This window comes from Corynebacterium mendelii, assembly GCF_017307055.1.
Classification (GTDB): domain Bacteria; phylum Actinomycetota; class Actinomycetes; order Mycobacteriales; family Mycobacteriaceae; genus Corynebacterium; species Corynebacterium mendelii.
In genome coordinates this window covers 39910-62887 of the sequence record NZ_JAFLEQ010000003.1, presented here as the reverse complement: position 1 = coordinate 62887, position 22978 = coordinate 39910, and the positions used below count along the sequence as shown (strand labels likewise).

Below are 22978 nucleotides of genomic sequence, written 5' to 3'. Positions count from 1 at the left end.
CGTCGGCCGGTGGTGGGTCCGCTGACGATGAGACCCGCCCACCGATAGTTCAGGTACCCCGCCATGACTTCCCACCCCCTTGATCCGGCCACCGTCAAAGCCATGGTCGACGAGCATTTGGCCGGATTTTTCCGGTCCACACGCGCCGAGCTTGATCCGATTGATCCTTTTATCGCTGAACTGAATGCCGAGATCGAGGATTTTGTTCTCGGCGGGGGGAAACGGGTCCGCCCGTTGTTTGCCTGGGCCGGTTATGTCGGTGCCGTCACCTCCCCCGGCGCGGATCCGGCCGGGGCCGAGGAAGATCCGTCGGCGGTCATCGAGGCGGTCAGTGCCCTGGAGCTGATCCAGGCTTGTGCCCTGATTCACGACGACATCATTGACTTCTCCGACACCCGGCGCGGTTACCCGACCATGCACCGCCGCATCGAATCCGCCCACCGCGCGCGCGGCTGGTCCGGCGACGGGGAACGTTTCGGCACTTCAGTGGCGATTTTGGCCGGGGATCTGGCGCTGGCGTGGGCCGACGATATTCTCGCCCGCTCATCAATCAGTCCCGCCGCCCTGTCGCGGGCGTGGACGGCCTGGGCGCCGATGCGCTCCGAGGTCATCGCGGGACAGATTCTGGATATCTCCATTGAGGCGGCCCGCGATGAGCGTCCCGAGTCGGCGCGCAGGACGATCCTGCTCAAAACCGCCGCCTACACCATTGAGCGGCCGCTGCATTTCGGGGCGGCCATCGGCGGCGCCGATGACCGGCTGATCGCCGCCTACCGGCGTTTCGGACAATTGGTGGGCACCGCCTTCCAGTTGCGTGATGATCTGCTCGGGGTGTTCGGCGACCCGCAGGTCACCGGTAAACCGGCCGGTGATGATCTCCGGGAGGGAAAACGCACCGAGCTGCTGGCCCATGCGCTGGTGCACCTGGATGCCACCGACCCGGCGGCCGCCGCGCGGCTGCGCCGCGGTATCGGATCGGCCACCTCGGACGACGAGATCGCCGAACTATCCGGAATCATTGCCGCCACCCCGGCGGTGGCGGAAACCGAACAGGCCATCGCAGAGCTGACCCGCAGCGGAATCGAGGTGCTGTCCGCAGCCGAGCTGTCCCCCGCCGTCACCGGGGTGCTTGTTGATCTGGCGCATGCCGCCACCGACCGGCGGCACTGATCTTTTTTGCCCCGTCGACTGTTTTTTCCGCCCCCGGCCGCACCAGCTGCCGCACACGGTGCAAGCGCATTACCCCGGGTCGCAGGGTGTGTTTAAGATTGAGCAGTCCCCGCCCCCTGACAAACCCACGGTTTTTTGACACGAAAGCGACGGTGCACCAGCCATGCGCGTAGCCGGCCGAGAACTCCCCGCGGCATCGATTGTGGGGTTGTCAGCCACCGTGCTTTTGACCCTGTCGTCGTTCGGCGGGGGGGCGGTGCGGCAGCGGGGCGGACTGCTCGAAAAACTCGGGGCGGGTTTTCTCACCTACGGCCACGGGGCTGTGTTTTCCAATGTGGGCATGGCCGCAGGTCTGGTGGTGCTGCCCATGGCGTGGGTACTGCTCGGGGCGGAGGCTTTCCGGGCGCTGCGCACCGGCAGCCCGGTCGAGGTGGTCAACCGGGCGATGATCCGCACCATCGCGTTGTGGATCGCCCCGCTGATTCTTGCCGCACCGATGCTGTCGCGGGATGTCTATTCCTATCTCATCCAGGGCAAACTCATGGCAGAAGGCCTGGACCCCTATACGGTGGGGGCGGCCGCGGCACCGGGTCCGATCCTTCTGGAGGTCTCCCCCGACTGGCGGAACACCACCACCCCCTACGGCCCGGTGCATCTGTGGCTGGCCGAAGGTGTTGTCGGTATCACCGGCGACAGCATCACCGCCGGATGTCTGCTGTTGAAACTGATCAGCATTGCCGGCTACATCGCCATTGTGGCTTCTGTGGTGGGCATCGCCGGCCGCCTGGGGGGCAATACGGTGCTGGCTTTGTGGCTGGGTCCGGCCAACCCGGTGATGCTGCTGCATCTGGTGGCGGGCATGCACAACGAATCGGTGATGGTCGGGCTGGTCGGTATCGCGGTGTGGCTGGCACTGTGCCGGCGGTTCATCCCGGCGGCCCTTGTCATCGGACTTGCTGTCGCCATGAAAGCCACCGCTGTGATCGCCCTGCCGTTTATGGTGTGGATGTACGGCGCCCGGCTGACCAAAAGCGCCGCTGCGCGCGGCATCAGGAAAGCACAACAGCGGCGCGATCAAGAACTTGCCGACTGTGGGGTTGCATCCGACAATTCCCACGAACCGGCCCGGGCGATCAAACAACGCTACAAGCGGCGGAAGAAAGTACTGAAAAAACGCCAGGCGGGCCACCGGACTTCTCTTCCCGGTTTCCTTGCCGCCGGGGCCGTGATGACTGTGACCGCCGCCCTGCCGCTGACGCTGTGCGCCTGGGCTTCCGGCGCCGGGTGGGGGTGGCTGGGCCAGCTGTCCGGCAACACCAAAGTGGTCAACCCGCTGTCGCTTCCGACCGCGGCCGCCTCTGTTGTCACCCCGGTTGTCCAGATGGCGGGGTTTACGGTGGATTTCAATGATGTTGTGGCCGTCACCCGCCGGATCGGTGTTGTGCTGCTGCTGGTTGGCCTGATGTGGTGCTGGTGGTATTTCCGCCGCGGACTGCTGGCCAACACCCGCGGCATCACCGCCGCCTACCTGGTCGCGGTGACCTTGAACGCGGTGGCACTCCCCTGGTACTACGCATCAATTCTCGCGCTTGTGGGCACTGTCAGACCGGGACCGAAAACCCGCTGGTGGACCGTGTTTTTCTCGCTTGTTGTCGCCGTCAGTTTCTCCGGCTCGGGCAACCACCAGCTCTACAACCCGGTGTGGATGGTGCCCACCCTGCTGGCTGCCTGGGTGCTCACCGACTGGGTGACCCCGGTCATTGACGCGGGTTTGACGGGCCCGGATGAACCGGCCGCGGCCCACCCCGCCGCAGCCGGGGACGCAAGCCCGACGCTCCCGGCATAACGTTCGGCCACCAACACCGGGGAGCACACCCCGGTGACAAACAGCGGACAGACGACGGACCCGCCGGCCGCAGGGCCGGCGGGTCAACGGTCACGGGTGGGGTATGAATCAAGCAGGTGACAGCACGCGGCGGGGTGCCGGTGTGCTGTCGGCTACAGCGCCATGGCCTGCGCCCGGCGCATGACCTCCCGGGCCAGATGCCCGTGCAGGCAGTCAATGGGTCGGCCCGGCAGGGTGTCATCATTGTCAAACAGGTGCCGGATGATTTCCTCGTCGCTGTAGCCGCCGTCTTTGAGCAGCGCGGTGATACCGGGAACGAAGCGGTTCAGCCGTCCGTCGTCGTCGAGGTATCGGCCCGGGATGACCCGGCCCTCGGCTGATCTCAGGGCGATCAGTTTTCCGTCGCGCACCAGGTGCACGATTTTGCTGGCGGGCACGCCCATCATGTCGGCTGCTTTTTCCAGCGGGAGCATCGGCTCGTCGGGGCCGATGAGGGTTGCGGGGTCAAGATGTGAACTCACATGCCCCAGTTTATCGTGCCGGGTCCACCGCGGTGTCGGCGCGGACCGGAAAAAGCCGGGGTGTGTTGGCGCACGGGGTGTGCGATCGGCCATACTTGGTTCCATGGCTACCCTTCAACCGGGCGAGATTCTCGACGACAGATACCGGATCGACACCGTCATCGCGCGCGGCGGCATGTCGACGGTCTACCGCTGCATCGACATGCGGCTGGGCCGGACGGTCGCGGCGAAGGTTCTGCGCGATGAGTTCTCCCGCAACCCGGAGATCACCGGCCGGTTCAAACGGGAGGCACGCTCCATGGCGCAGCTGAACCACCCGAACCTGGTCAATGTCTACGACACCGGCTCCCAGGGCGAAACAGTCTTTTTGATCATGGAACTCATCGACGGCGGCACCCTGCGGGAACTGCTCAACGAACGCGGCCCCATGCCGCCGCATGCCGCGGTCTCCGTCATGAAATCAGTGTTGACCGGGTTGAATGTCGCCCACGAGGCGGGCCTGGTCCACCGGGACATTAAACCGGACAATATTCTGGTCACCACCGACGGCAGGGTGAAACTGGCCGATTTCGGGCTGGTGCGGGCCGCTGATGCGGCAGCTGAATCGGACGGCAAAATCCACGGCACCGTCAAATACCTCTCCCCCGAGCAGGTCACCGGTGAACCGGTGGGGCCGGAAGCCGATGTCTACCAGGCGGGTCTGGTCTTTTTCGAGATGCTCACCGGGGAAACCCCGTTTCACGGCGACACTGACCTCGATGTGGCCGAAGACCGGCTGCACCACAGTGTGCCCGCCCCGTCTTCCCGCATTGAAGGGGTGCCCGCGGCCATTGATCAGCTGGTCAAAATCGCCTGTGACCGCGACCGCTACTCCCGTTTCGAAAATGCCGCCGATTTTCTGACCACCCTGCAGCGCACGGCCAAGACACTGGAGCTTCCGGGCTTTACCGTCCCGGCGCCGAAAAAAGCCGCCGCCGCCCGGGCCGCATCCACCCCGCCGGGGGATCCGACAGCGGTGATGACCACCGCCGCACCCCTGACCCCGCCGCCGGGCATGCTGCTCGACGACGACGGTGCAGACTGCCCCACCGAGATCATTGCCCCCGGCCGGACGGACGACGAACCGGGCCGGGTCTATGACCGGCCCGCCCACGATCCGGATGAAACCAGCGTTATCGGTCTGGCCGATATCGGCGCCGACGACAGCGACGTGCCGGATGACACTGCACAAAAGCAGCTGCCCGCCGAACCGCAGCAGGCGGCCCGCATCCCGGAGAACATTCCGCCGCCGACCCGGCAGATCAACAACCGCTCGGGGGCGAAACTGTGGCTGTGGCTTGTTGTCGTGGCCGTCATGGTGGCGGCTATCGCCCTGGGCGGATGGTGGCTGGGATCCGGCCGCTACGGCGAAGTCCCGCAGGTCATTGGCATGTCGCAGGCGCAGGCCACCGAAGTTGTGCGTGACGCCGGATACGATGCGGCAGTCAACGAGGTGTGGGACAACCAGCACCCGGAAGGTGATGTGCTGGGCACTGCCCCGGCCGGCGGTGAACGCCTGCCCCACGGCCATGCGGTAGCTGTGATGGTCAGCAAAGGTCAGCCGACAGTACCTGAACCCCCGGCGGGCAGAAACCTGGAGGACTACGCCCAGGTGCTGGCCGACTATTCCCTGAACTGGACCAACGGTGAGGCCATCTTCAGCCGGGAAATCCCGGCCGGTGATGTGGTCAGCGTTGACCCGGAGCCGGGCACTTTGGTGGCGGCCGGTTCGAAAATCACCGTCCACCTGTCCAAAGGCCCCCGCCCGGAACTGGTTCCGATGATCCGCGGGATGTCAGAGCAGGACGCGGTGGAACGGCTCAAGCAGGCCACCTTCACTGTCGCCGCCGTGCGAGAAGAGTTCAACCCCGATATTCCCGGTGGCTCGGTGATCACCACCGAACCCGGACCGGGGGTCACCGCCCCGGCCGGATCCGATGTGACATTGGTGGTCTCCAACGCCATCGCCATGCCGGAGCTTGTGGGGCTGTCCCAGCAGCAGGCGGAAGACGAGCTGAGGGATTTGGGCATCACCGTTGACCGGGTGATGGTGTCAACCACCAGCGGCTCGGTCGAGCATGAAGTCCTAGATTCCACCCCGCAGCCCGGCCAGGCGCTCGACCCGCACAACAAAAAAGTCATGCTCATGGTCACCGATGAGCAACGGGTGCCGTCGGTGACCGGCATGACGGTCGCCGAAGCCAAAGAAGAACTGGAAAAAGCCCAGCTGTTCTGGGAAATCGAGACAGCCGCCGGCGATGAGGACACCGTCACGAAACAAAAACCGTCGGCCGGAGCATTGGCGCACGCCGCCGAGAAAGTCACCCTGACAACCACGAAAACAACAACCACGAAACGCGACTAGTTTTTCCTTTTCCCGCAGGCTGTGTCGATCGCGCACCGCCGCCCGATACCTGCCGCCGGTGTGGGGGACGTCCACCACGGCTCCCCACACCGGCGGCAGGGTTTGTGCTTTTTTTGCGTTGCCCGTCCCGGTGTGGGTGTCTTTTTCCGTCCCGTCGCCGGGGTTTTTCATCCGGCAGCGCCCGCGGCGGGGCCGGGGTTTATACACTGGTGTTTCATGGACACCGATGATCTCGTGCTCACCACCGCCGGGATGGCTGTCGTCGAGCTGGCCGGCCAGATTTCCCGGGACCAAGGCCGGGATGAACCGGACCTAGACACTGCTGCCCGGGTCATTCTCCAACCGGTGGCGGAGCTTTTTTTCGGCCCCCGCGCCAGGGTGTGCGACCCGGGGGATTGGCGGCGTTTCTCCCCCGCCACCCGCACCGGCGATATGGGATTGTTCTACGATTTTGTGCGCCGGCGTCTGGCCGGGTGCGGCGATGATCGGGCCGCGCGGCAGGATTTGTTCACTGTTGTTGTCGACCGTGTGGCCGCTGTCCTGCATGAGGATCCGGCAGTGGTCACCTTCACCCCTTCCTGTCTCGCCGACTGGATGATCCGTGCCACCGACACGCTGAGCCGGCGCCACTTCGGCCACGGTCTCGCCAGCCGTGGCATCGCCGTGGGTGACGCGTTTTCCGGGGCCGGGGTATTTCCCGGCAGGCTGATCGATTTTCTTCATACCGGGGATAACGAAGCTGTTGACCTCGCTCGCCTGGTGGCCAACGACATTGTGCCGCTGGCCCGGGATCTCACCGCCGCGGTGATCGCCGATGCCACCGGGCAGCTGCCGCCGCGGCGCCCGGCGTGCAACACGTTTACCTCCGGTGCACATGAGTTTTGGGGTGCCGCCTGTGACCTGCCGGTGAAAATACTTCTCGGCGCCCCTCCCCTGGGCGCGCCGCAGGGCGGTTTTTCACAACCCGCCGCCCACCACCCCGCGCCGGAAGTGGACAAGCGGATCACCGACACCTATGCCGCGGCGGCCGGTGGCAGTGATCCTGCCAGCCTCTACGACGATTCCGTGCGGGCGTTGCGGTGGGCCACTGACGCGGTGGGACAGACAGGTATTGTCGCCTTCCTGACCTCCAACAGCTGGTTGAGTTCACTGGCCGGACGGGGCATCCGAACAGTAGTCGAACAGGAATTCAGCGAGATCACGATCGTGAATCTGCGGGGAGACCGGGGCAAAGCCGGGCGGGCTGCCACAGCTGAAGGGGACAATATTGTGGGGGCCGAGATGGGCATCCACATTTTCCTCGGGGTGAAAAACCCTGCTGCGACCACCTGTGTCATCCGCTACGCGGAAACCCCCGAGGCCTTGTCGGCCAAAAGCAAGCTCGCCTATCTTGCCGACCATGACCTCGACAGCCTTGATACAGCCACCATCACCCCCGACAGCCGGGCGAACTGGCTGCCCCGGGACGCCGCCGATTTTTCCGGTTTTTTCCCGCTGGCCGCCGCCGGCGACGACACCGCCTTGGGGCTGCCTGCGGTATTTCTCAGCAGCAGCCAGGGGCTTGATACCGCCCGTGACCGGTGGTGCTGGAATTTCTCCCGGCGGGCGCTCATCCACAACGTCCAGTCCACCATCCGGATCTTCAACCAGGCGGTGGAGCTTTTCGACCCGGGTGAACTCACCCCCGGCCAGCGCCTGACGCGTGCGGAGGAATTTCTCCGCCGGCATCCGGAATTGACCGTTCGGGACAGTATCAGCTGGGACCGGTCGCTGCTGAGCCGGTTGGCGGAGGGGCAGCCGCTGCAGTTCGATCCGGCCAATATTCGCCGCGGCCTCTACCGGCCGACGTGCCGGCAGTGGGTGTATTTCGACCGGGGACTCAATGACATGCGCGGCCGACTGCCGGAGTTTTTCCCCACCGCCGCCAACGACAATCTTGGTTTTTTCACCACCGGCCCCTTCGACGACCGGAGCTTCGGGGTCTGTGCCGCCGACGGTATCGTCCACCGCCGGCTGTGGGAGTCACGCCCCGGGTATTTCTTCCCCCGCTGGCGCTGGCAGAAAGTGAGCCTGGAAGAAGAACTCGCCGCCGAAACAGACCCCGCGGCGGGCCCGGACTCACCGGCAGCCGCAGGCCAGGTGGTCGCGGGCTACAGGCGGGTCGACAATATCTCCGACGCGGTCGCCGAATACTATCGCCGCACCGTCGATCCGGCGGTGGGCAAGGACGATATTTTCTTCTATGTCTACGGCTGGCTGCACAACCCCCACTACAGGGAGCGCTACCGCCGCGAACTCAATGAATCACTGCCGCGTATCCCGGCACCGTCAGGTCCCGCACGATTTCGCGCCATCGCCGACCTGGGGCAAAAACTCATGGGCCTGCATCTGCGCTACGACCTTCTCAAGCCGTGGAACCTGTCGGTGTCGATGCACCCGGGCGGCAATGATTCAAAGTCGGGCTACGGGGTCATCGAGAACCTGTCGCATCCGGTCACCACCGAGCCTTCCACCGGTGGCCGGATCCCCGACCCCACAACCATCCGCATCACTGACGCGCTGAGCGTCGCCGGGATTCCCGAGTGCGCCGGGGACTTTCTGGTGGGCAGCCGGTCGCCGCTGCGCTGGCTGGTCCACGGGTGGGCCGTCACGCGGGACGAGACCGGCCGAATCATCAACGACCCCAACCGGGCGGAAGAAATCGACGGCAATCCCCGCGCCATGGTGACCATGATCGGCCAGTTGACCACCATGTCGGTGGTCTCCGCACAGCTGATCGACGAAGTGTTCGGCCCGGTTGCGCCCACCGGACGCTGACCGGCGGCGCCGGAATCCGTGCCGCGCAGATGATCGGGCCGGCGCCTGTCGGTGACAGGCGCCGGCCCGTGGCAAGGTGGTACCGGGTAAAGGACCGCGCAGCCGCTTAGTTCTTCTGGTTGCGCAGCATCTCCGCGACGAGGAAGGACAGCTCCAGCGACTGCTGGGTGTTCAACCGCGGGTCGCAGGCTGATTCGTAGCGGCCGGGAAGATCAACATCGGTGATGTCTTCGGCGCCGCCCAAACATTCGGTGACGTTTTCGCCGGTCAATTCGATGTGGATGCCGCCGGGGTGGGTGCCCAGTTCCCGGTGGACTTCGAAAAATCCCTGTACCTCGTCGATCACGTGGTCGAAGTGGCGGGTCTTGTAGCCGTTGGAGGACGTCTGGGTGTTGCCGTGCATCGGATCGGACTGCCAGATGACCCGGTGCCCGGATTTTTCGACTGCCTCAATAATGCCCGGCAGAACCCGCCGGATTTTGTCGTGCCCCATGCGGGCCACCAGGGTGAGCCTGCCGGGTTCAAAGTTCGGGTCGATGCGGTCGGCGTAGGCGACGGCTTGTTCCGGGGTGCAGCTGGGACCGATTTTCAGCCCCACCGGGTTGGCGATCATGGCCGCGAAGTTGACGTGGAAATCATCGATGCCCCGGGTGCGCTCACCGATCCACAGCTGGTGGGCCGACAGGTCGTAGAGTTCGGTGACCCCGTGCTCGTCTTCGGCCAGGCGCAGCATGGCGCGTTCGTAGTCGACCAGCAGAGCTTCGTGCGAACAGTAGATCGAGGCGCTGCGCAGCGAATGGTCATCCACCCCGCAGGCCTGCATGAAGTTCAGGCCGTTTTCAATCTCACTGGCCAAAGCCTGGTAGCGGGCACCGGCCGGTGAATTGGAGACGAACTCACGGTTCCACTCGTGCAGCCGGTGCAGGTCGGCGGTACCGGAATTGACCAGGGCACGCACCAGGTTCATCGCCGCTGAGCTGTTGGCGTAGGCGCGGATCATGCGGGCCGGATCATGTTTGCGGGAGGCCTCGGTTGCCTCCACCCCGTTGACAATGTCGCCGCGGTAGTTCGGCAAACCATTTTCATCCAGATCAGATGACCGTGGTTTCGCGTACTGCCCGGCGATACGGCTCATCTTCACCACCGGTGTCGAGGCACCGTAGGTGAGCACCACCGCCATCTGCAGCAGGGTTTTCACATTCGCCCGGATATGCGGCTCGGTGTTGGATTCGAAGGTTTCGGCGCAGTCGCCGCCCTGCAGAAGAAAAGCCTTGCCCAGGGCCACCTCGGCGAGCTGTTTCTTCAGGTTCCTGATTTCCGGCGCCACCACCACCGGCGGCACGGATTCAAGAACCTTACGCACCCCCAGGGCATAGTGGTTGTCCCAGGTGGGCTGCTGCTTGGCGTCGCGGGCCACGACGTCATCAAAGCGCTGCCGGATACCGTCGGGAAGCGGCGGCAGATCGGGCAGTTCGTCTACGGGGATGTCAATACTCCAACTCACCCGTTAATGTCTACCAGACCCGGTGGTGGCCGCGACAACAGTGGTGCTGGTTCACCGGCTGCGGGTGTGGCCGCACCAGCGGCCCAATCAACCGGAATTTCCTTCCCCGCACCGGCTGCGGGGTGGGCGTTGCCGGGGCACGGGTCCACCACTGCCCGCTGGCCACCGGCGGTATCTGCCACCCCCGAACGGGGAAGCGGCAGGGTGTGGTCTTTGCCCGGGATTCTAGCCTGGGGGTCATCCCCGTCAGGCGGGGCGGGCACACACAGCGCACGGTGTTTTTTAAAAAAACACCCCTACCGCCGCCGCAGCCGACGGGGAGGCAAGCCACCACCCGGCGCCGGGGCGTGCGGATGCCGCCCGCACCCGGCGCGGTATCCGCCCGACAAGGAGACCACTGGAAGTGAGGGTGACCACAGCCCGCCACGGAACCGCCACCCTGGTGACCTCGATCCACCGGGAGTGCTACCGCACGGCCCTGAAACACCGCGACGACCGCAGCTACTGGACCACCTGGTCCGCGCCGCTGGCCGGCGGGCCGCACGCCGACCGGCGATGGCCGGTGTTCGGGGTGTCGGGCAGTTTCCGCAAATCCGCGGTGGGACAGGACTGCCCGCTGGCCGGCGGCTGCTGCTATCTGCTGGGCGGCTCCCTGGTCACGGGTGCGGTCGCCGACCGGCATCTGTTGGTGGCCATCGGCTGCAATCCGAACACGGCGGGCCTTTTGCGCCGCGACGGCACCCTGTTCAGCGACACGGTGACCACTTCCCTGGTCGGGTGGGCCAGCAACAGCAACAATCCGCACGGCTTCACCGATTTCATGATGGGGTTCATGTGCCCGCTGCGGGGAATGAAGAAAACCAGACCGGAACAGTCCAATATTCCCCTGCTGCCCGGCGGCCGATGGATATCGGGGCTACGACCCGGGCTGCGTGACGCCACGGCCGTGCCCACCTACATCGATCCGGTGGAGCTGGACCGCACCCCGATCACCGACGAGATGCGCTGCACCATGCGGGTGCTGCTGAAAATTCTCGGTATTGCCGCCGCGCCCGCCGACTACGGCTACCGCCGGGCAACCGTGGTGCTCGGGTGCGGCGGAGTCGATCCGGACGACAGAAAGCTTCCCGCCCACCAGCGTCAGCTCGGCTCGGCGGGAATTGTGATGCTGCGCCGGTTGCTCGACACCGGCATCACGCAGGGGTACCCGTGGGCCGGACCGGCGGTGGAGGCGCTTTCCCACGCCCGGTGTTTCGGGGTGGGGAAACCCGTCACCGCCGCTGGCATCACCGCCCGCTACCCGATCTCTTTCGCCAGCCTGTCACCGCGGGGCATTGTGCTGCGCGATGCCCGCCACCCGGCCCCGCTGCTGCCGCTGGATGATTTCGCCGGCCTGACCGGCAGCTGAATGAATCCTTGGCACGGTGTCTTTTTTTCGTCACCATCTGTTCGAACCATCCCCGCCGGGCCGGGCGGGGAAAACACCACCTGCGGCTTTGTGATCCACCAGGGCGGTTCGGGCCGTGTGCTCGCCTAGCCTGTGACTGTTCCGGGCGCCGGTGTGCTGCGGGAACGGTTGACCAGTGCACCGCGTTTGTCCAGCGGGGCGACAGCGTGGATGGCGGCGAAACGCTCACGATTGTGGCGGGCGTCCACCAACGCGTCATGCTGCCCCTGGGGGGCGGCGGGAAGCTTCGGCCGACCGGCCATCTCCCAGTACTGTTTGATCTCCCGGGTAAAACGCGGCAGGTGCTGCGGCATGGATCCCATATCCCCGAACAGTTGGGCGTAGACGACATGGTCGTAGCAGCCGACCCAGGCCCACAGCTCCGGGCGCGAGCTGCGGCTGTGGCCTTCCAGCAGGAAAGCCGCCACCTCGTCACGGATCGTGGAACGCGGTTTCCAGCAGTCGCTGGCCGGACCGGGCAACTGGTTGAGCACATTGTCCCGCACCCAACTGTTGGCGGACCGGGGATTGAAATCCGTCGAGCAGGCGTAGTATTCGGCGCCCGTCTCGGAGACGATGCCGATGGACACCAGCTCCACAACGCTGCCGTCCTCGATGAATTCTGTGTCGTAGAAGAAACGCACGGGTCTGTATTGCACCAGCTTTATTCGTGGGGTGGTCCCCGGGGTCACCACCTCGCCGTCGGCGGGGTAAGGCTTATGTCGCATAAAACCCTATCCCATCCGGTGCTGCGGCCAGGCGGGGGTGGGATGACCCTATACTTTTGAGGCGTGAAATGTGCAGCAGACAATCAGCGTCGCACGATCAGTGTCCCCCCGCAGTGGCTGGCTGTCACCGGGGTGGTTTTCGGTTTGCTCTTCGTTGTCTTCCAGGTCTACAACCCCCTGGCCCTTGTTGACCGGACCGCTTCCCCCACCCATGATCTTTTCGCCGACACCGGCATCTACCGGGGTGGCGCACAGCTGCTGTTGGCCGGCGGCGACCTCTACGGGCACGTGTTCCACGGCCCCGACAACCAGACGCTGCCGTTTACCTACCCGCCTTTTGCGGCGGTGATGTTTGTCCCGATGGCCGGTGTGAGCATCCACACCGCAGCCCTTGTCACCAACACGCTCAGCGCGCTGATCGTGTGGTGTGTCACCGCGTATCTGTTGACCGCCTGCGGCAGCGTGCTTCCCGGGCAGCTGACCCGGGCCGGGGCGAGACGGTGGGCCTGCGTGATCTGGCCATTCGCCCTGACCTGCGATCCGGTGCTGGTGAATCTGAACTACGCGCAGATCAACATTATTTTGCTGGGCATGGTGATGCTGGATGTGTGCCGCACAGATGACCGGCGGCTGCTGCCGAGGGGAATCCTCACCGGCCTGGCCGCCGCCATCAAATTGACTCCCCTGGTGTTTTTCCTGTTTTTCGTCCTTGACCGGGATAAGACCGGCCTGCTGCGGGCGGCCGCCACCGCCGTGATTGCCACCGCAATCGGCTGGGCCGCCGCACCGGCGCAGGCGACAAACTATTTCGGCTCCGTGATGTGGAACATGGACACCCGGCTGCCGGTGGCCTCGGGAAGCAACGGCTCCGTGGCGGGAGTATTGGCCCGGGCCGGGCTGGATCACCCCGGCTGGTGGATCGCCGCGTGTGCCGTGGTGGTGCTGCTGACTGCGTGGGCTGTCTCCAGGCTGTTGGAGGCAGGTTCCCGGCCGGGCGCGGTGATCGTGTGCTCTTTCGTGGCGTTGGCCTGCAGCCCCGTCAGCTGGGTGCATCATTTCGTGTGGCTGCTGCCGCTGGTGGTACTGCTGGGAGCATCCCTGCGGTTCGGACCGGCCACCACCGGCGACACCGTGGCCGGGTGGGTGGCTTTTGTGGCCGCGGCCATCCCGCTGGTTGTTCCTGCCCACCGGCTCATTCCCGGTCTTCCCGCTCCCGGCGGGGGATACACCACGGTCGACCAGCTGCTGGGATCCATCCACGTCATGGCCATGGCAATCTGTGTGGTGGCGGTGATCACACGGCCGGGCATCTTAAGCCCGAAAGCCACCACCGGCCGCAGCTGGACTGTCACCGTGTAATCCACCACCCACCCGGCGGGTCCGCAGTCTCTCCCCCGGTGGCGTCACCGGGGATATCCACCAATACATACCGCACAACCCGGTCGCTGCCGCCGGTGATCGCCGCTGGGGTAATGAGGACACGGCGGCGCGGGGGACGACAGTGTTTTTCCAACTGTTTCCCGGGCGCTTGTGTGTGCTGCCCGCTAGGCGGGTTCGTCGGTCAAACGACGCAGATCAATATGCGCCGGATCGTGTTTGTCGGCATAAGCGCGGTCCTTGGTTTCCACACCCTGGTCGGGGTGCTCGGGAACCTTGGCCACAATGTTTTTCCGCGCCCGCCCGGCGCGCAGCTGATGCTCGACGCGTTCGGCGACCATGGTCAGGCCGTAGTTGATGATGATCATCACCACAGCAACCACCACCAGTGCCGGCAGGTAGTTGCGGTACACGGAGGCCGACTGCAACCCGGAGCGGACCACTTCGATGTAGCCGATCTGGTAGCCGAGTGCCGCGTCTTTGAGCGCGATGACCATCTGGGAGATCAGGGCCGGGAGCATGGCGGCCACCGCCTGCGGCAGGAGAATCGACCACATGGTCTGGCGGTGGGACAGGCCCAGCGCTTTGGCTGCTTCCACCTGTCCTTTGGGCAGCGACCGGATACCGGAGCGCAGCACCTCGGCGATCACCGATCCGTTGTACATGGTCAACCCGAACACCACCGCGGCAAACGCCAGCTGGGAGGAAGGCACCACATGGTAGACGGCGAACATCTGGTAGGCGAAAATCATCAGGATCAGCACCGGAATGGCCCGGAAAATTTCGATGACAACCGCACATATCCAGCTGACCGGTGTCACCGGTGACAATCTGCCCAACCCCAACAGTGTGCCGATGATCAGTGCCAGGGCGATGGACACAACGGCGGATTTCAGGGTGCCGACAAGCCCGGGTTTCAGATAGGTCGTCCACGTGGTGGGCGTGATGAAGGGGGTCCACATTTTACCCGCCAGCTGCCCGTTTCCGGCCAGGATGACCAGCACCCACGCGGATACGGAGAGGGCGAGCAGAATGGTCACGCCGGTCATGATCCGGTTGGTGCGCCGCCCTTTCGGCCCGGGGGCATCGTAGAGGACAGTTGCGCGTACAGAGGAACTCATCAGTTCTTCACCGCCATTTTCGTCGAGTAACGGCTGACGATGAGGCCCATCGGCAGGGTGAGAACCATGAATCCGGCCGCAAAGATTCCGAAGAGGACAAAACCCTGGGCGGCATGGTTTTCGATGGTGGATTTCATCAGCAGAGATGCCTCGGCCACACCGATCACGGAAGCGATGGTGGTGTTTTTCGTCAGGGCGATCAGGGTGTTGCCCAACGGCACAATGGCTGCCCTGAGCGCCTGGGGGAAAATAATGGAGCCGAAAACCTGGGGGAAACTCATTCCCAGGGAACGGGCCGCCTCCGCCTGCCCGAAATGGACGGTGTTGATGCCGGAGCGCAGGGACTCGGCAACGAACGCCGAGGTGTAGACCACAAATCCGAGGATTGCCAGGCGGATGTTGTTGGTCTCGATGAACGTGTCGTTTTCCGGGGCCAGTTTCAACCCGAGGTTGTTGTACAGGCCGATGGAACAGAACAACACGATCAGTGTCAGTGGGGTATTGCGCACGGTGTTGATGTAGAACACCGACAGTTTCCGCATCATCGACACCGGGGAGACACGCATGGCGGTCAACACGGTGCCGAGAGCGAAACTGCCCAGCGCAGAGGCCACGGTCAGTTTGATCGTGAGCCAGAAGGCCGGCCACAGGGCCGGGGACAGGTCCGTCCACATGTCGTGCATGACGGGATCACTCCTAGAAACATTGGGGCCGACCGGTGTAAAACGCAGCCGGCGCAACCGGTGCTGTCAACCGGTGCGGGTGGGGGACCTGCGGCGGTTGCCGGTCCGGGGGCGGGACGCGGCAGGTCATTGGCCACCGGCCGGATCGCCGGCACAGCCGGCGACAGCGGTCACACGCCGTCCGGGTGGCGGGGCACGGGCAGCTGCAGTGCGAAGCGCGGTGGAAAAAACAGCCGCTGCGCCTGAATAATTCGGGCGCAGTGCGCCGGGCGGTGGCGCCGGGTTGCCCTGGCCCACACCCGACCCCCAGATGGTCCCGGGTGGGCTACTTTTTCAGAAACGACAGGTCGCCCGGGGTGCCTTCTTCAACGACCTTCGCATCGGCGCCGAGGTTGTCGGCCATGATGGTGGCGAAGTCACCGGAGGAGTACATCTCGGTCAGGGCGGCGTTGACCGCGTCGGTGGCAGCCTGGTCGTCTTTTTTGACGCCGATGCCGTAGTACTCGTTGGTGAAGGGTTTGCCGTCGTCTTTGGTCATTTCCACGACGGTGAATTCGCCTTCGTACTGGGAGGCGTAGCCGTAGAGGATCGGCGCGTCAGTGGTGATGGCATCCACGCTGCCCTGGGACAGTGCTTCAACACAGGAGGCGTAGGTGTCGTATTCCTGCAGCTGAACACCGGGCAGGGCATCCTTGACCTTCTGCGCCGGAGTTGAGCCGGAGACCGAACACAGTTTTCCGCCCTTGTCGAGGTCTTTGAGGGATGTGATCTTGTCGTCGTTGTTGCGGATCAGCAGCGCCTGGTGGGTGATCAGGTAGGGGCCGGCGAAATTGACCGCCTCGGCGCGGGAGGAGTTGATCGAGTAAGTGGCGGCGATCATGTCGACCTCACCGTTTTTGATCATCGTTTCCCGCTGCGCGGAAGGCGATTCCTTCCATTCGATAGCCGGTGCATCCCAGCCGTTTTTCTCGGCGATCTCGTTGACCACGTAGGTGGCGACATCAACGTCGAGACCGGTCATGGACTTGTCGGGAGTGCGCAGTCCCAGACCGGGCTGGTCGAATTTGGTGCCGATGGTCACAGTGCCGGCCTCAATGTCGCCGAGCAGTCCGCCCCCGCCACCGCCGGCGGCTTCATCGGAAGCGCATGACGACAGGGTGATCGCAGCTGCGGCTGCTGCTGTGACGGCGAGCATGGTGGTGAAGTTCTTTTTCATGGTGGGGTCCTTAAAAAAATTGTGGGGTGTCTGTGCGCCGGGGGCGTCAACGGGGTGAAAAACCACCTGTTGATGTGGCCCCTGCACGGGATAACAATCGTCTGGTTTGGTCAGTGGCCCAGGATCTTGGAGAGGAAATCGCGGGCACGGTCGGACTGCGGGTTGGTAAAGAAGGTCTCCGGATCGGTGTCCTCGGGCACCGCCCCGTCAGCCATGAACAGCACCCGGTCGGCGGCCTTGCGGGCAAACCCCATCTCGTGGGTGACACAGACCATGGTCATGCCTTCGGCGGCCAGATCAGTCATGACGTCGAGGACTTCATTGACCATCTCCGGGTCGAGCGCCGAGGTCGGCTCATCGAAAAGCATGACTTTGGGATTCATGGCCAAAGCCCTGGCAATGGCCACCCGCTGCTGCTGGCCGCCGGACAACTGGGCCGGGTATTTGTCAGCCTGTTCGGCAATACCCACCCGTTCCAGAAGTTCCAGGGCCCGCCTGTCGACCTCAGCCTGCTTCAGCCCGCGGACCTTCATCGGCGCCAGGCTGACGTTGCGTCTGATGGTCAGATGGGGGAAAAGATTGAACGACTGGAAGCACATGCCGACATCGGCGCGGAGCTGAGCGAGTTTTTTGCCTTCTTCCGGCAAAAGCTCACCATCGATGTAGATTTCGCCGGATTCAATGGTTTCCAAGCGGTTGATGGTTCTGCACAGAGTGGACTTGCCGGAACCGGATGGTCCGAGCACAACAACATCCTGACCGCGGGGAACCTCAAGGTTGATGTCTTTGAGGGCGTGAAAATCGTCGAAGTACTTGTTGACGTTCCTAATCCGGATCATGGCCTGTGCTGCGTTATTCGCCATGGTGCCGCCATAAAGTAACCTGGGTTACACTTTCACCCTCCGGGGTGGGGGCGACACACGGTTCACGCCCGTGGGAACAGACATTACCCACCCCCGGGGGTGTGTCTATGTACCCCCGAACGCCATTAGGAATAGTCGCCTCAAAATAAATTTGCGGCCATGTAGGTCTTTCACTGATTGCCCGCTGCCCCATACAGGTGTACCAGAGCCTCTACACAGACTGCCGGAGCGGTATTCATGTGTTTTTCATTGTGTAACGCACTCTGCGGCGAGCACCCTGAATCCGCCGGAAAGTCCCCGCAGCACCCCCTGCAACAGCCGCCGGGGCACGACCGGAGCATCACCCACCACCACCCAATTGAGTCATACCTTTTAATATTTGTGCGGCCTGTATTTCCCGCCGCAGGGAACAACCCCCTGCCTGCCTTTTCCCTGTCCACGGGATATCCGGCGCCGGTGCGGTATGCGCATCACCGGGCGTGAAGACAATGCGGCAGGCGATGACAAAGCCCGCCACAGCCCCGGTGACGGTTGTCTCCCGGGATGGCGGGCGAAATCAAGGTGCGGTTTGTCCGTACCGCGGCGGCACAGACGGCTCAGCTGTGGCGGGGTTCGGTTCCCGGCGGGTAGCCGTTGCCCGCGGCCAGGGACTTTTTCACATCCGCGGCATAGGCGTCGACGAATTCCTGCCCGGAGATCGCCGCCAGCCGACGGGAGCATTCATCGGTGAGCGCCCGGGCTGATTCATAGCTGTCCGGATCAACCGGCAGCCCCTCCCCGTGAAGGAACTGCACCGGATCGATGGGTTCACCGATGGTCATGCCGACTGTGACCGGGCGCAGAATCCAACTGCCCACCGGATTGGCTTTCCGGGTGCCGAACATCGCCACCGGCACCAGCGGCGCGCCGGTGGCGATAGCCACACGGGCAGCACCGGTTTTGCCTTTGTACAGCCGCCCGTCGGGACTGCGGGTGCCTTCCGGGTAGATGGCCACGATTTCACCGTCGTTGACCAGCCGGGTGGCTGCTTCAATGGCCAGCTGCGCGGCATCGGGGTCGTTGCGGTCAACCGGCACCTGCCCGAGGACGGTGAAAAACCAGGCCTGGAAACGGCCGATCAGACCGGGGCTGGTGAAATACTCTTTTTTCGCCAGAAAGGTGATGCGGCGGGTGACCAGCAGCGGGAGGTAGAAGGAATCGAACACCGACAAATGGTTGCTGACCGCGATAGCCCCGCCGGTGGCGGGAACATTGTCCAGGCCTGCGGTTTTCGGCCGGTTCCAAATCCGCAGGAACGGGCCGATCAAAACATTTTTGAACAGCCAGTACCAGGTTTTTCTGTGCATGTGTCGGCTCCCGGCGGTCGGTGGGTTATATCGTCTAGCAAAACAGTGCACCACGCTGATGCGATCTCCGGCGGTGCGCAGGTTTCAGGCCCCCAGTTTACGCACCACCGCGGCCGGCAGGTGATGGTTTGCCCCGTTTTCAGGTTACGGTTTGTACACAGACGGCATTGCTCAAGCCATCAGGCCACGGGCCAGATCGGCTACCCCGATCATTCCGGCGTCCCCGCCCAGGCGGGTGGTTTCGATACGGGCCAGCGGGCGGTGCCCGGAGCCGGTCAGTTGCGCCGCATAGGCGTCCACCGCCCGGTCGTAGTAGAGGTCACTGGCAGCGGCCACTCCCCCGCCAATGACGATCAGCTCCGGATCGAGCACGTCGCCGACCAGGCTCAATCCACTGCCCAGCCATCCGGCGAAAGAGTCAAAGACCGCCAGGGCCACCGGGTCGCCGCGGCGGGCGCACTGCATGACCAGCCGTCCGGTGATCGTGTCCGAATCGGCGGCATGCCTGGTGGCCAGACAGGAATCCCCGACAGGGAATTCACCGGAGGCAATGATCTCTTTGGCGGTGGTCGCCAATGCCGTGCCCGAGCAGTAGCGTTCCAGGCAGCCGCGCTTGCCGCAGGGGCAGGGACGCCCCTCGGGAACAACGGTCACATGGCCGAATTCGGGTGCGGTGCCAAATGAACCGCGGTAGATGGTTCCGTTGATCATCAACGCCCCACCGATCCCGGTGCCGATGGCGAACAGGGTCCAGATTTTCGCTCCCTGGGCCGCGCCGAAACGGTATTCCCCCCAGGCCGCGGCATTCGCGTCGTGTTCCAGGCGCACCGGCAGGCCGAGCAAATCTTCCAGCCGGGTTTTCACTTCGACATTGCGCCACGGCAGGTGCGGCGCGAAACGGACCCGGTTGCAGGAGGGATCCAGGAAACCGGCAACCGCCAAACCGACGGCCCCGATGTTGTTGCGGCTGGCCAGCTTGTCGACGATCCGGGCGATCGCCCGGTCCATGGCTGTCAGCGAAGACGGGGTGGGAAGGTTTTCGGTGTCGATGACCGTGCCGTCGATGTCGACAACCGAACCCCGCAGGTTGGTTCCGCCGATATCGAAACCGACCGCCACCCGGCCGGTACCGCTGTGTGGACTGGCTGAATCTGTCACCGCTGCCCCTTCAAGAAGCAAAAAAGAAACTGTCGTCGTGCCCGGCCACCGGTTGCCGTGGGCAGGCGGAGGGACAGAACAATTTGGGGAAAACAAAAAACGTCCCCCCGACTATACCGGCACCTCCGGCGGCCGACCCAACCGACAATCACCGTGATCCGGCCCCGGACCAGATCACCGCCGGGTTTTCTGTGGGGCCAACAGTCACGGGGTTGAAAAACGGCGGGCTTTTCACATTCGCAGGAGTTCTTTCAGCCGCGCGCCCATCACATCCCAGGTCCAGGACGTTTCGACGTGCTCCCGGCCCGCGGCACCCATGTCCCGGGCTGTCTCCGGATCGGCCAGCAGCCGGTCCAAAGCCGCTGCAAGAGCCCGGGTGCTGCGGCCGTCAACGACCACACCGGTGGACTCCAGCACTGTTTCCGGTGCTCCGCCGGAATTCCCGGCGATGACAGGTATCCCACAGGCCTGGGCTTCCAGGTAGACGATGCCCAGGCCCTCAACGTCGAGTCCGCCCCATCTGGTACGGCAGGGAACCGCGGCGATGACAGCGGCAGCCAGAAGATCACGCATCTGCGGCAGATCCAGCCTGCCGGTAAACACCACCGGCCCGAAGGCCTGCCCGACACAGGCCGGTGCGGGCGGGAAATAGGTGGCCGCCAGCTTTTTCTGCCGCCGGGCATCCGGGCCTTCTCCGACAATGACGATCCGCATATCGGGGAACTTCCCCGCCAGGAGGTTCGCGGCCCGGATCAGCTGGTCCTGTCCCTTGCGCGGCACCAGGCGGGACACACACACCACCAGCCGGTCGGTGGGAGCAAAGCCGAAGCGTTTTTTTGTCCGCCGGATGTCGTCGTCGGTGGCGGGGCGGAAAAACCCGGTGTCCACCCCGGAGGGCAGATGCACGAAGTCGGGGCCGGAACCGGCCGACATCACGGGCTTGAGAATATTTTTGGTGTAGTCGGAAATGTAGGTCACCGTATCGCAGTGGGCGCCGATGCGCCGCAGGACAGCCCGTCCGGCGACGGATTTCGCCCACCCGGTTTCATGCCCGTGGGTGGAGGCGACAATGCTGCGGGCACCGGCCTGTGTCGCAGCCGGGGCCAGAAGCGCCAACGGGGCGGCCGCGGCAAACCACACCGTCGATATGTCATGGGAGACGACCAGATCCCGCATCATCCGCTTCACCCCGGCGGTGGGGAGGATCGGGTACTTCGGGATCCGCACCACCTCGTAGTCCAGGGTGCGGTCATAGTCGGTACAGGCGGCGCTGCCGGTCTGTGAGGACGCCAGCACCGTCACTTTTTCCGGCGGCAGTGTGGCGGCGAAATCCCGTACATAGGACTGGATGCCGCCCACGGCCGGCGGAAAATCGTTGGTGACGACTAGAACATGGCCCATGGCCGATTACCCTACCGGGTGCCGGGTGCAGGTCAGCGGTGACCGGGTCAGTAGCGGCGCGCTCCGTAGTAGGGCATGGATCCCAACGGAACCACCTGCAGCGGGATGCCGTAGTCGGAGGCGTGGATGACCATGCCGTTGCCGGCATAGAGGCCCACATGGGTGGCACCGGGGTAAAAACCAATCACATCACCGGGCTGCAGGTCTTTTTTCTCCACCGGGGTTCCGGCACGCATCTGCGCCTGGGAGGTGCGGGGCAGCCGCTTGCCGGTCTGCAAATAGGACCAGACCACCAGCCCGGAGCAGTCGAATTCGTCGGGGCCGGTGGCGCCCCAGACATAGGGCGCCCCCAGTTTCGTGAACGCGGCCTGCAGTGCTTTAAGCCCGTCGACGTTCTGGGATTGAAGTCCTTCGATGGAATAGTCCTGCGGATTCATCCGTGCCGCCCAGCGCATGCGCTGCTCAATACTGAGACTGTCGATGCGCTCGGTCACTTCCAGTTTCTGTTTGGCCAGCTGTTCGTTTTCCTTGACCAGCTGGTTGCGCCGGTGTGTCAGGGCACGTTCGGCGAAATCGGCTTCCGCTTTCTTGCGGGCAGCGGCATCCGACTTTTTGGCCGCTTCCCGGCTGGCCTGACCCAAATCCTGCACAGCGGATTTTGTGCGGGCCGACAACGAGGCCAGATACGCCGACCGGTCAATCGCCGACTGCGGGCCGTCGGCGCTCATCACCTCGGTAATCGGATCGGTTCCCGACTGCCGGTATTTCGCCTGCGCCAGTTTGCCCACCGTCTGCTTGGCGTGTTCTTCCCGGTCGCGGGCAATCATCGCAGCTTTACGGGCGGCGGCGGCCTGCCGCTGAAGGGACTCAATGGCGTCTTTCTGGCTGGCGATCTGCTCTTCCAGCCCCATGACTTCCTCGTTTTTCGCTTCCGCGTCACGGGAAATCTTTTCCAGCTGCGCGATCAGATCATCCATTTCGTCGGCCGCGGCCACCGGGGTGGGCACCCAGCCGCCGTGGGAATCCGGGGCATAGAGCGGATAAACCCCCACCGCACCAACAACAGCCACCGCCACCACGGTGCGCGCGACAACTGCACGTGTATCCGGAAGTCTCACCGGGACACCAGTCCTTTCGAAGACTTACACCCCACCGCACCACCGGTAACCGCACACCGATCCCGGAGCTTTTCCCCGGCAGCACCGGAGACAAAAGCACAGGCATCAGGCCGCGGCCCACAAGCACCGGGCGCAGGCGTAAGTGGCTTCACCACAATCGATCGACGGGGCGCCGGCTCCCAACCAGCCCCACCCGCCGTAAGACGAAAACGGAAACAATCGTCCACGCCAGTTATTTTATGACACTACGGTGCCGTA

At 64.2% G+C, this 22978-nt stretch carries 17 protein-coding genes; 6 read left to right on the top strand and 11 right to left on the bottom strand.

The window, feature by feature from the left end; genetic code table 11:
- The first annotated feature begins 63 nt into the window (after positions 1-63).
- Together JZY06_RS00360 and JZY06_RS00355 are read left to right on the top strand one after the other, a co-directional pair.
- Positions 64-1170, top strand: a complete 1107-nt coding sequence (locus JZY06_RS00360) for a polyprenyl synthetase family protein (protein ID WP_207117503.1) — start codon at positions 64-66, stop codon at positions 1168-1170.
- Positions 1171-1333: 163 nt separating this feature from the next.
- Positions 1334-3016 carry an alpha-(1->6)-mannopyranosyltransferase A gene (locus JZY06_RS00355; RefSeq protein WP_207117502.1) on the top strand — a complete coding sequence of 561 codons (1683 nt, stop codon included), beginning with the start codon at positions 1334-1336 and terminating at the stop codon, positions 3014-3016.
- A gap of 152 nt (positions 3017-3168) precedes the next feature.
- Here the strand turns inward: JZY06_RS00355 and JZY06_RS00350 are convergent, their stop codons facing one another.
- Entirely contained in the window at positions 3169-3537 is a 369-nt protein-coding gene (locus JZY06_RS00350; RefSeq protein WP_330616987.1) for an Rv2175c family DNA-binding protein, read from the bottom strand.
- 103 nt (positions 3538-3640) lie between these two features.
- Here JZY06_RS00350 and JZY06_RS00345 point away from each other — a divergent pair, with 103 nt between their 5' ends.
- Together JZY06_RS00345 and JZY06_RS00340 are read left to right on the top strand one after the other, a co-directional pair.
- The gene (locus tag JZY06_RS00345) at positions 3641-5941 is read left to right on the top strand and encodes a PASTA domain-containing protein (RefSeq protein WP_207117501.1); all 2301 of its coding nucleotides are present in this window, start codon (positions 3641-3643) and stop codon (positions 5939-5941) included.
- A gap of 216 nt (positions 5942-6157) precedes the next feature.
- Complete coding sequence (locus tag JZY06_RS00340; RefSeq protein WP_207117500.1) at positions 6158-8758, top strand: type ISP restriction/modification enzyme; 2601 nt, start codon at positions 6158-6160, stop codon at positions 8756-8758.
- A gap of 106 nt (positions 8759-8864) precedes the next feature.
- On the opposite strand, the gene JZY06_RS00335 is transcribed toward JZY06_RS00340, so the two are convergent.
- Positions 8865-10262 (bottom strand): class II 3-deoxy-7-phosphoheptulonate synthase, encoded by a 1398-nt coding sequence (locus JZY06_RS00335; RefSeq protein ID WP_207117499.1) that lies wholly within the window; start codon positions 10260-10262, stop codon positions 8865-8867.
- 403 nt (positions 10263-10665) lie between these two features.
- Here JZY06_RS00335 and JZY06_RS00330 point away from each other — a divergent pair, with 403 nt between their 5' ends.
- The gene (locus JZY06_RS00330; protein WP_207117498.1) at positions 10666-11670 is read left to right on the top strand and encodes a hypothetical protein; all 1005 of its coding nucleotides are present in this window, start codon (positions 10666-10668) and stop codon (positions 11668-11670) included.
- Between the two features lie 125 nt (positions 11671-11795).
- On the opposite strand, the gene JZY06_RS00325 is transcribed toward JZY06_RS00330, so the two are convergent.
- Complete coding sequence (locus JZY06_RS00325) at positions 11796-12353, bottom strand: polyadenylate-specific 3'-exoribonuclease AS (protein ID WP_207118279.1); 558 nt, start codon at positions 12351-12353, stop codon at positions 11796-11798.
- A gap of 147 nt (positions 12354-12500) precedes the next feature.
- Between JZY06_RS00325 and JZY06_RS00320 the strand changes: the two genes are divergently transcribed.
- Positions 12501-13796, top strand: coding sequence for a glycosyltransferase 87 family protein (locus JZY06_RS00320; RefSeq protein WP_207117497.1), 1296 nt, complete (start codon positions 12501-12503; stop codon positions 13794-13796).
- Between the two features lie 185 nt (positions 13797-13981).
- Here JZY06_RS00320 and JZY06_RS00315 read toward each other — a convergent pair whose 3' ends face one another.
- The 8 genes from JZY06_RS00315 to JZY06_RS12510 all read right to left on the bottom strand — a co-directional run bounded on the left by JZY06_RS00315 (position 13982) and on the right by JZY06_RS12510 (position 22720).
- The gene (locus JZY06_RS00315; protein ID WP_207117496.1) at positions 13982-14935 is read right to left on the bottom strand and encodes an amino acid ABC transporter permease; all 954 of its coding nucleotides are present in this window, start codon (positions 14933-14935) and stop codon (positions 13982-13984) included.
- A complete protein-coding gene (locus JZY06_RS00310; RefSeq protein ID WP_207117495.1) occupies positions 14935-15618 on the bottom strand; it encodes an amino acid ABC transporter permease in 684 nt (227 codons plus the stop codon). Before JZY06_RS00310 ends, JZY06_RS00315 begins: the two co-directional genes overlap by 1 nt.
- A 325-nt stretch (positions 15619-15943) precedes the next feature.
- Positions 15944-16834: a glutamate ABC transporter substrate-binding protein gene (locus JZY06_RS00305; RefSeq protein ID WP_207117494.1), complete on the bottom strand. Its 891-nt coding sequence runs from the start codon at positions 16832-16834 to the stop codon at positions 15944-15946.
- A gap of 110 nt (positions 16835-16944) precedes the next feature.
- The gene (gene gluA / locus JZY06_RS00300) at positions 16945-17673 is read right to left on the bottom strand and encodes a glutamate ABC transporter ATP-binding protein GluA (protein ID WP_207118278.1); all 729 of its coding nucleotides are present in this window, start codon (positions 17671-17673) and stop codon (positions 16945-16947) included.
- A gap of 620 nt (positions 17674-18293) precedes the next feature.
- Entirely contained in the window at positions 18294-19043 is a 750-nt protein-coding gene (locus JZY06_RS00295; protein ID WP_207117493.1) for a lysophospholipid acyltransferase family protein, read from the bottom strand.
- Between the two features lie 171 nt (positions 19044-19214).
- Positions 19215-20201, bottom strand: a complete 987-nt coding sequence (locus JZY06_RS00290; RefSeq protein ID WP_330616984.1) for an ROK family protein — start codon at positions 20199-20201, stop codon at positions 19215-19217.
- A 231-nt stretch (positions 20202-20432) separates the two neighbouring features.
- Positions 20433-21602, bottom strand: coding sequence for a glycosyltransferase family 4 protein (locus JZY06_RS00285; RefSeq protein ID WP_207117492.1), 1170 nt, complete (start codon positions 21600-21602; stop codon positions 20433-20435).
- Positions 21603-21649: 47 nt separating this feature from the next.
- Positions 21650-22720: a C40 family peptidase gene (locus tag JZY06_RS12510; protein WP_207117491.1), complete on the bottom strand. Its 1071-nt coding sequence runs from the start codon at positions 22718-22720 to the stop codon at positions 21650-21652.
- Positions 22721-22978: the final 258 nt, after the last annotated feature.

Excerpts from the sequence above, each read along its gene's own strand:
- JZY06_RS00360 (WP_207117503.1), top strand. The coding sequence starts at position 64 with ATGACTTCCCACCCCCTTGATCCGGCCACCGTCAAAGCCATGGTCGAC.
- JZY06_RS00355 (WP_207117502.1), top strand. The coding sequence starts at position 1,334 with ATGCGCGTAGCCGGCCGAGAACTCCCCGCGGCATCGATTGTGGGGTTG.
- JZY06_RS00345 (WP_207117501.1), top strand. The coding sequence starts at position 3,641 with ATGGCTACCCTTCAACCGGGCGAGATTCTCGACGACAGATACCGGATC.
- JZY06_RS00340 (WP_207117500.1), top strand. The coding sequence starts at position 6,158 with ATGGACACCGATGATCTCGTGCTCACCACCGCCGGGATGGCTGTCGTC.
- JZY06_RS00315 (WP_207117496.1), bottom strand. The coding sequence starts at position 14,935 with ATGAGTTCCTCTGTACGCGCAACTGTCCTCTACGATGCCCCCGGGCCG.
- JZY06_RS00310 (WP_207117495.1), bottom strand. The coding sequence starts at position 15,618 with ATGCACGACATGTGGACGGACCTGTCCCCGGCCCTGTGGCCGGCCTTC.
- JZY06_RS00305 (WP_207117494.1), bottom strand. The coding sequence starts at position 16,834 with ATGAAAAAGAACTTCACCACCATGCTCGCCGTCACAGCAGCAGCCGCA.
- gluA (WP_207118278.1), bottom strand. The coding sequence starts at position 17,673 with ATGATCCGGATTAGGAACGTCAACAAGTACTTCGACGATTTTCACGCC.
- JZY06_RS00295 (WP_207117493.1), bottom strand. The coding sequence starts at position 19,043 with ATGCACAGAAAAACCTGGTACTGGCTGTTCAAAAATGTTTTGATCGGC.
- JZY06_RS00285 (WP_207117492.1), bottom strand. The coding sequence starts at position 21,602 with ATGGGCCATGTTCTAGTCGTCACCAACGATTTTCCGCCGGCCGTGGGC.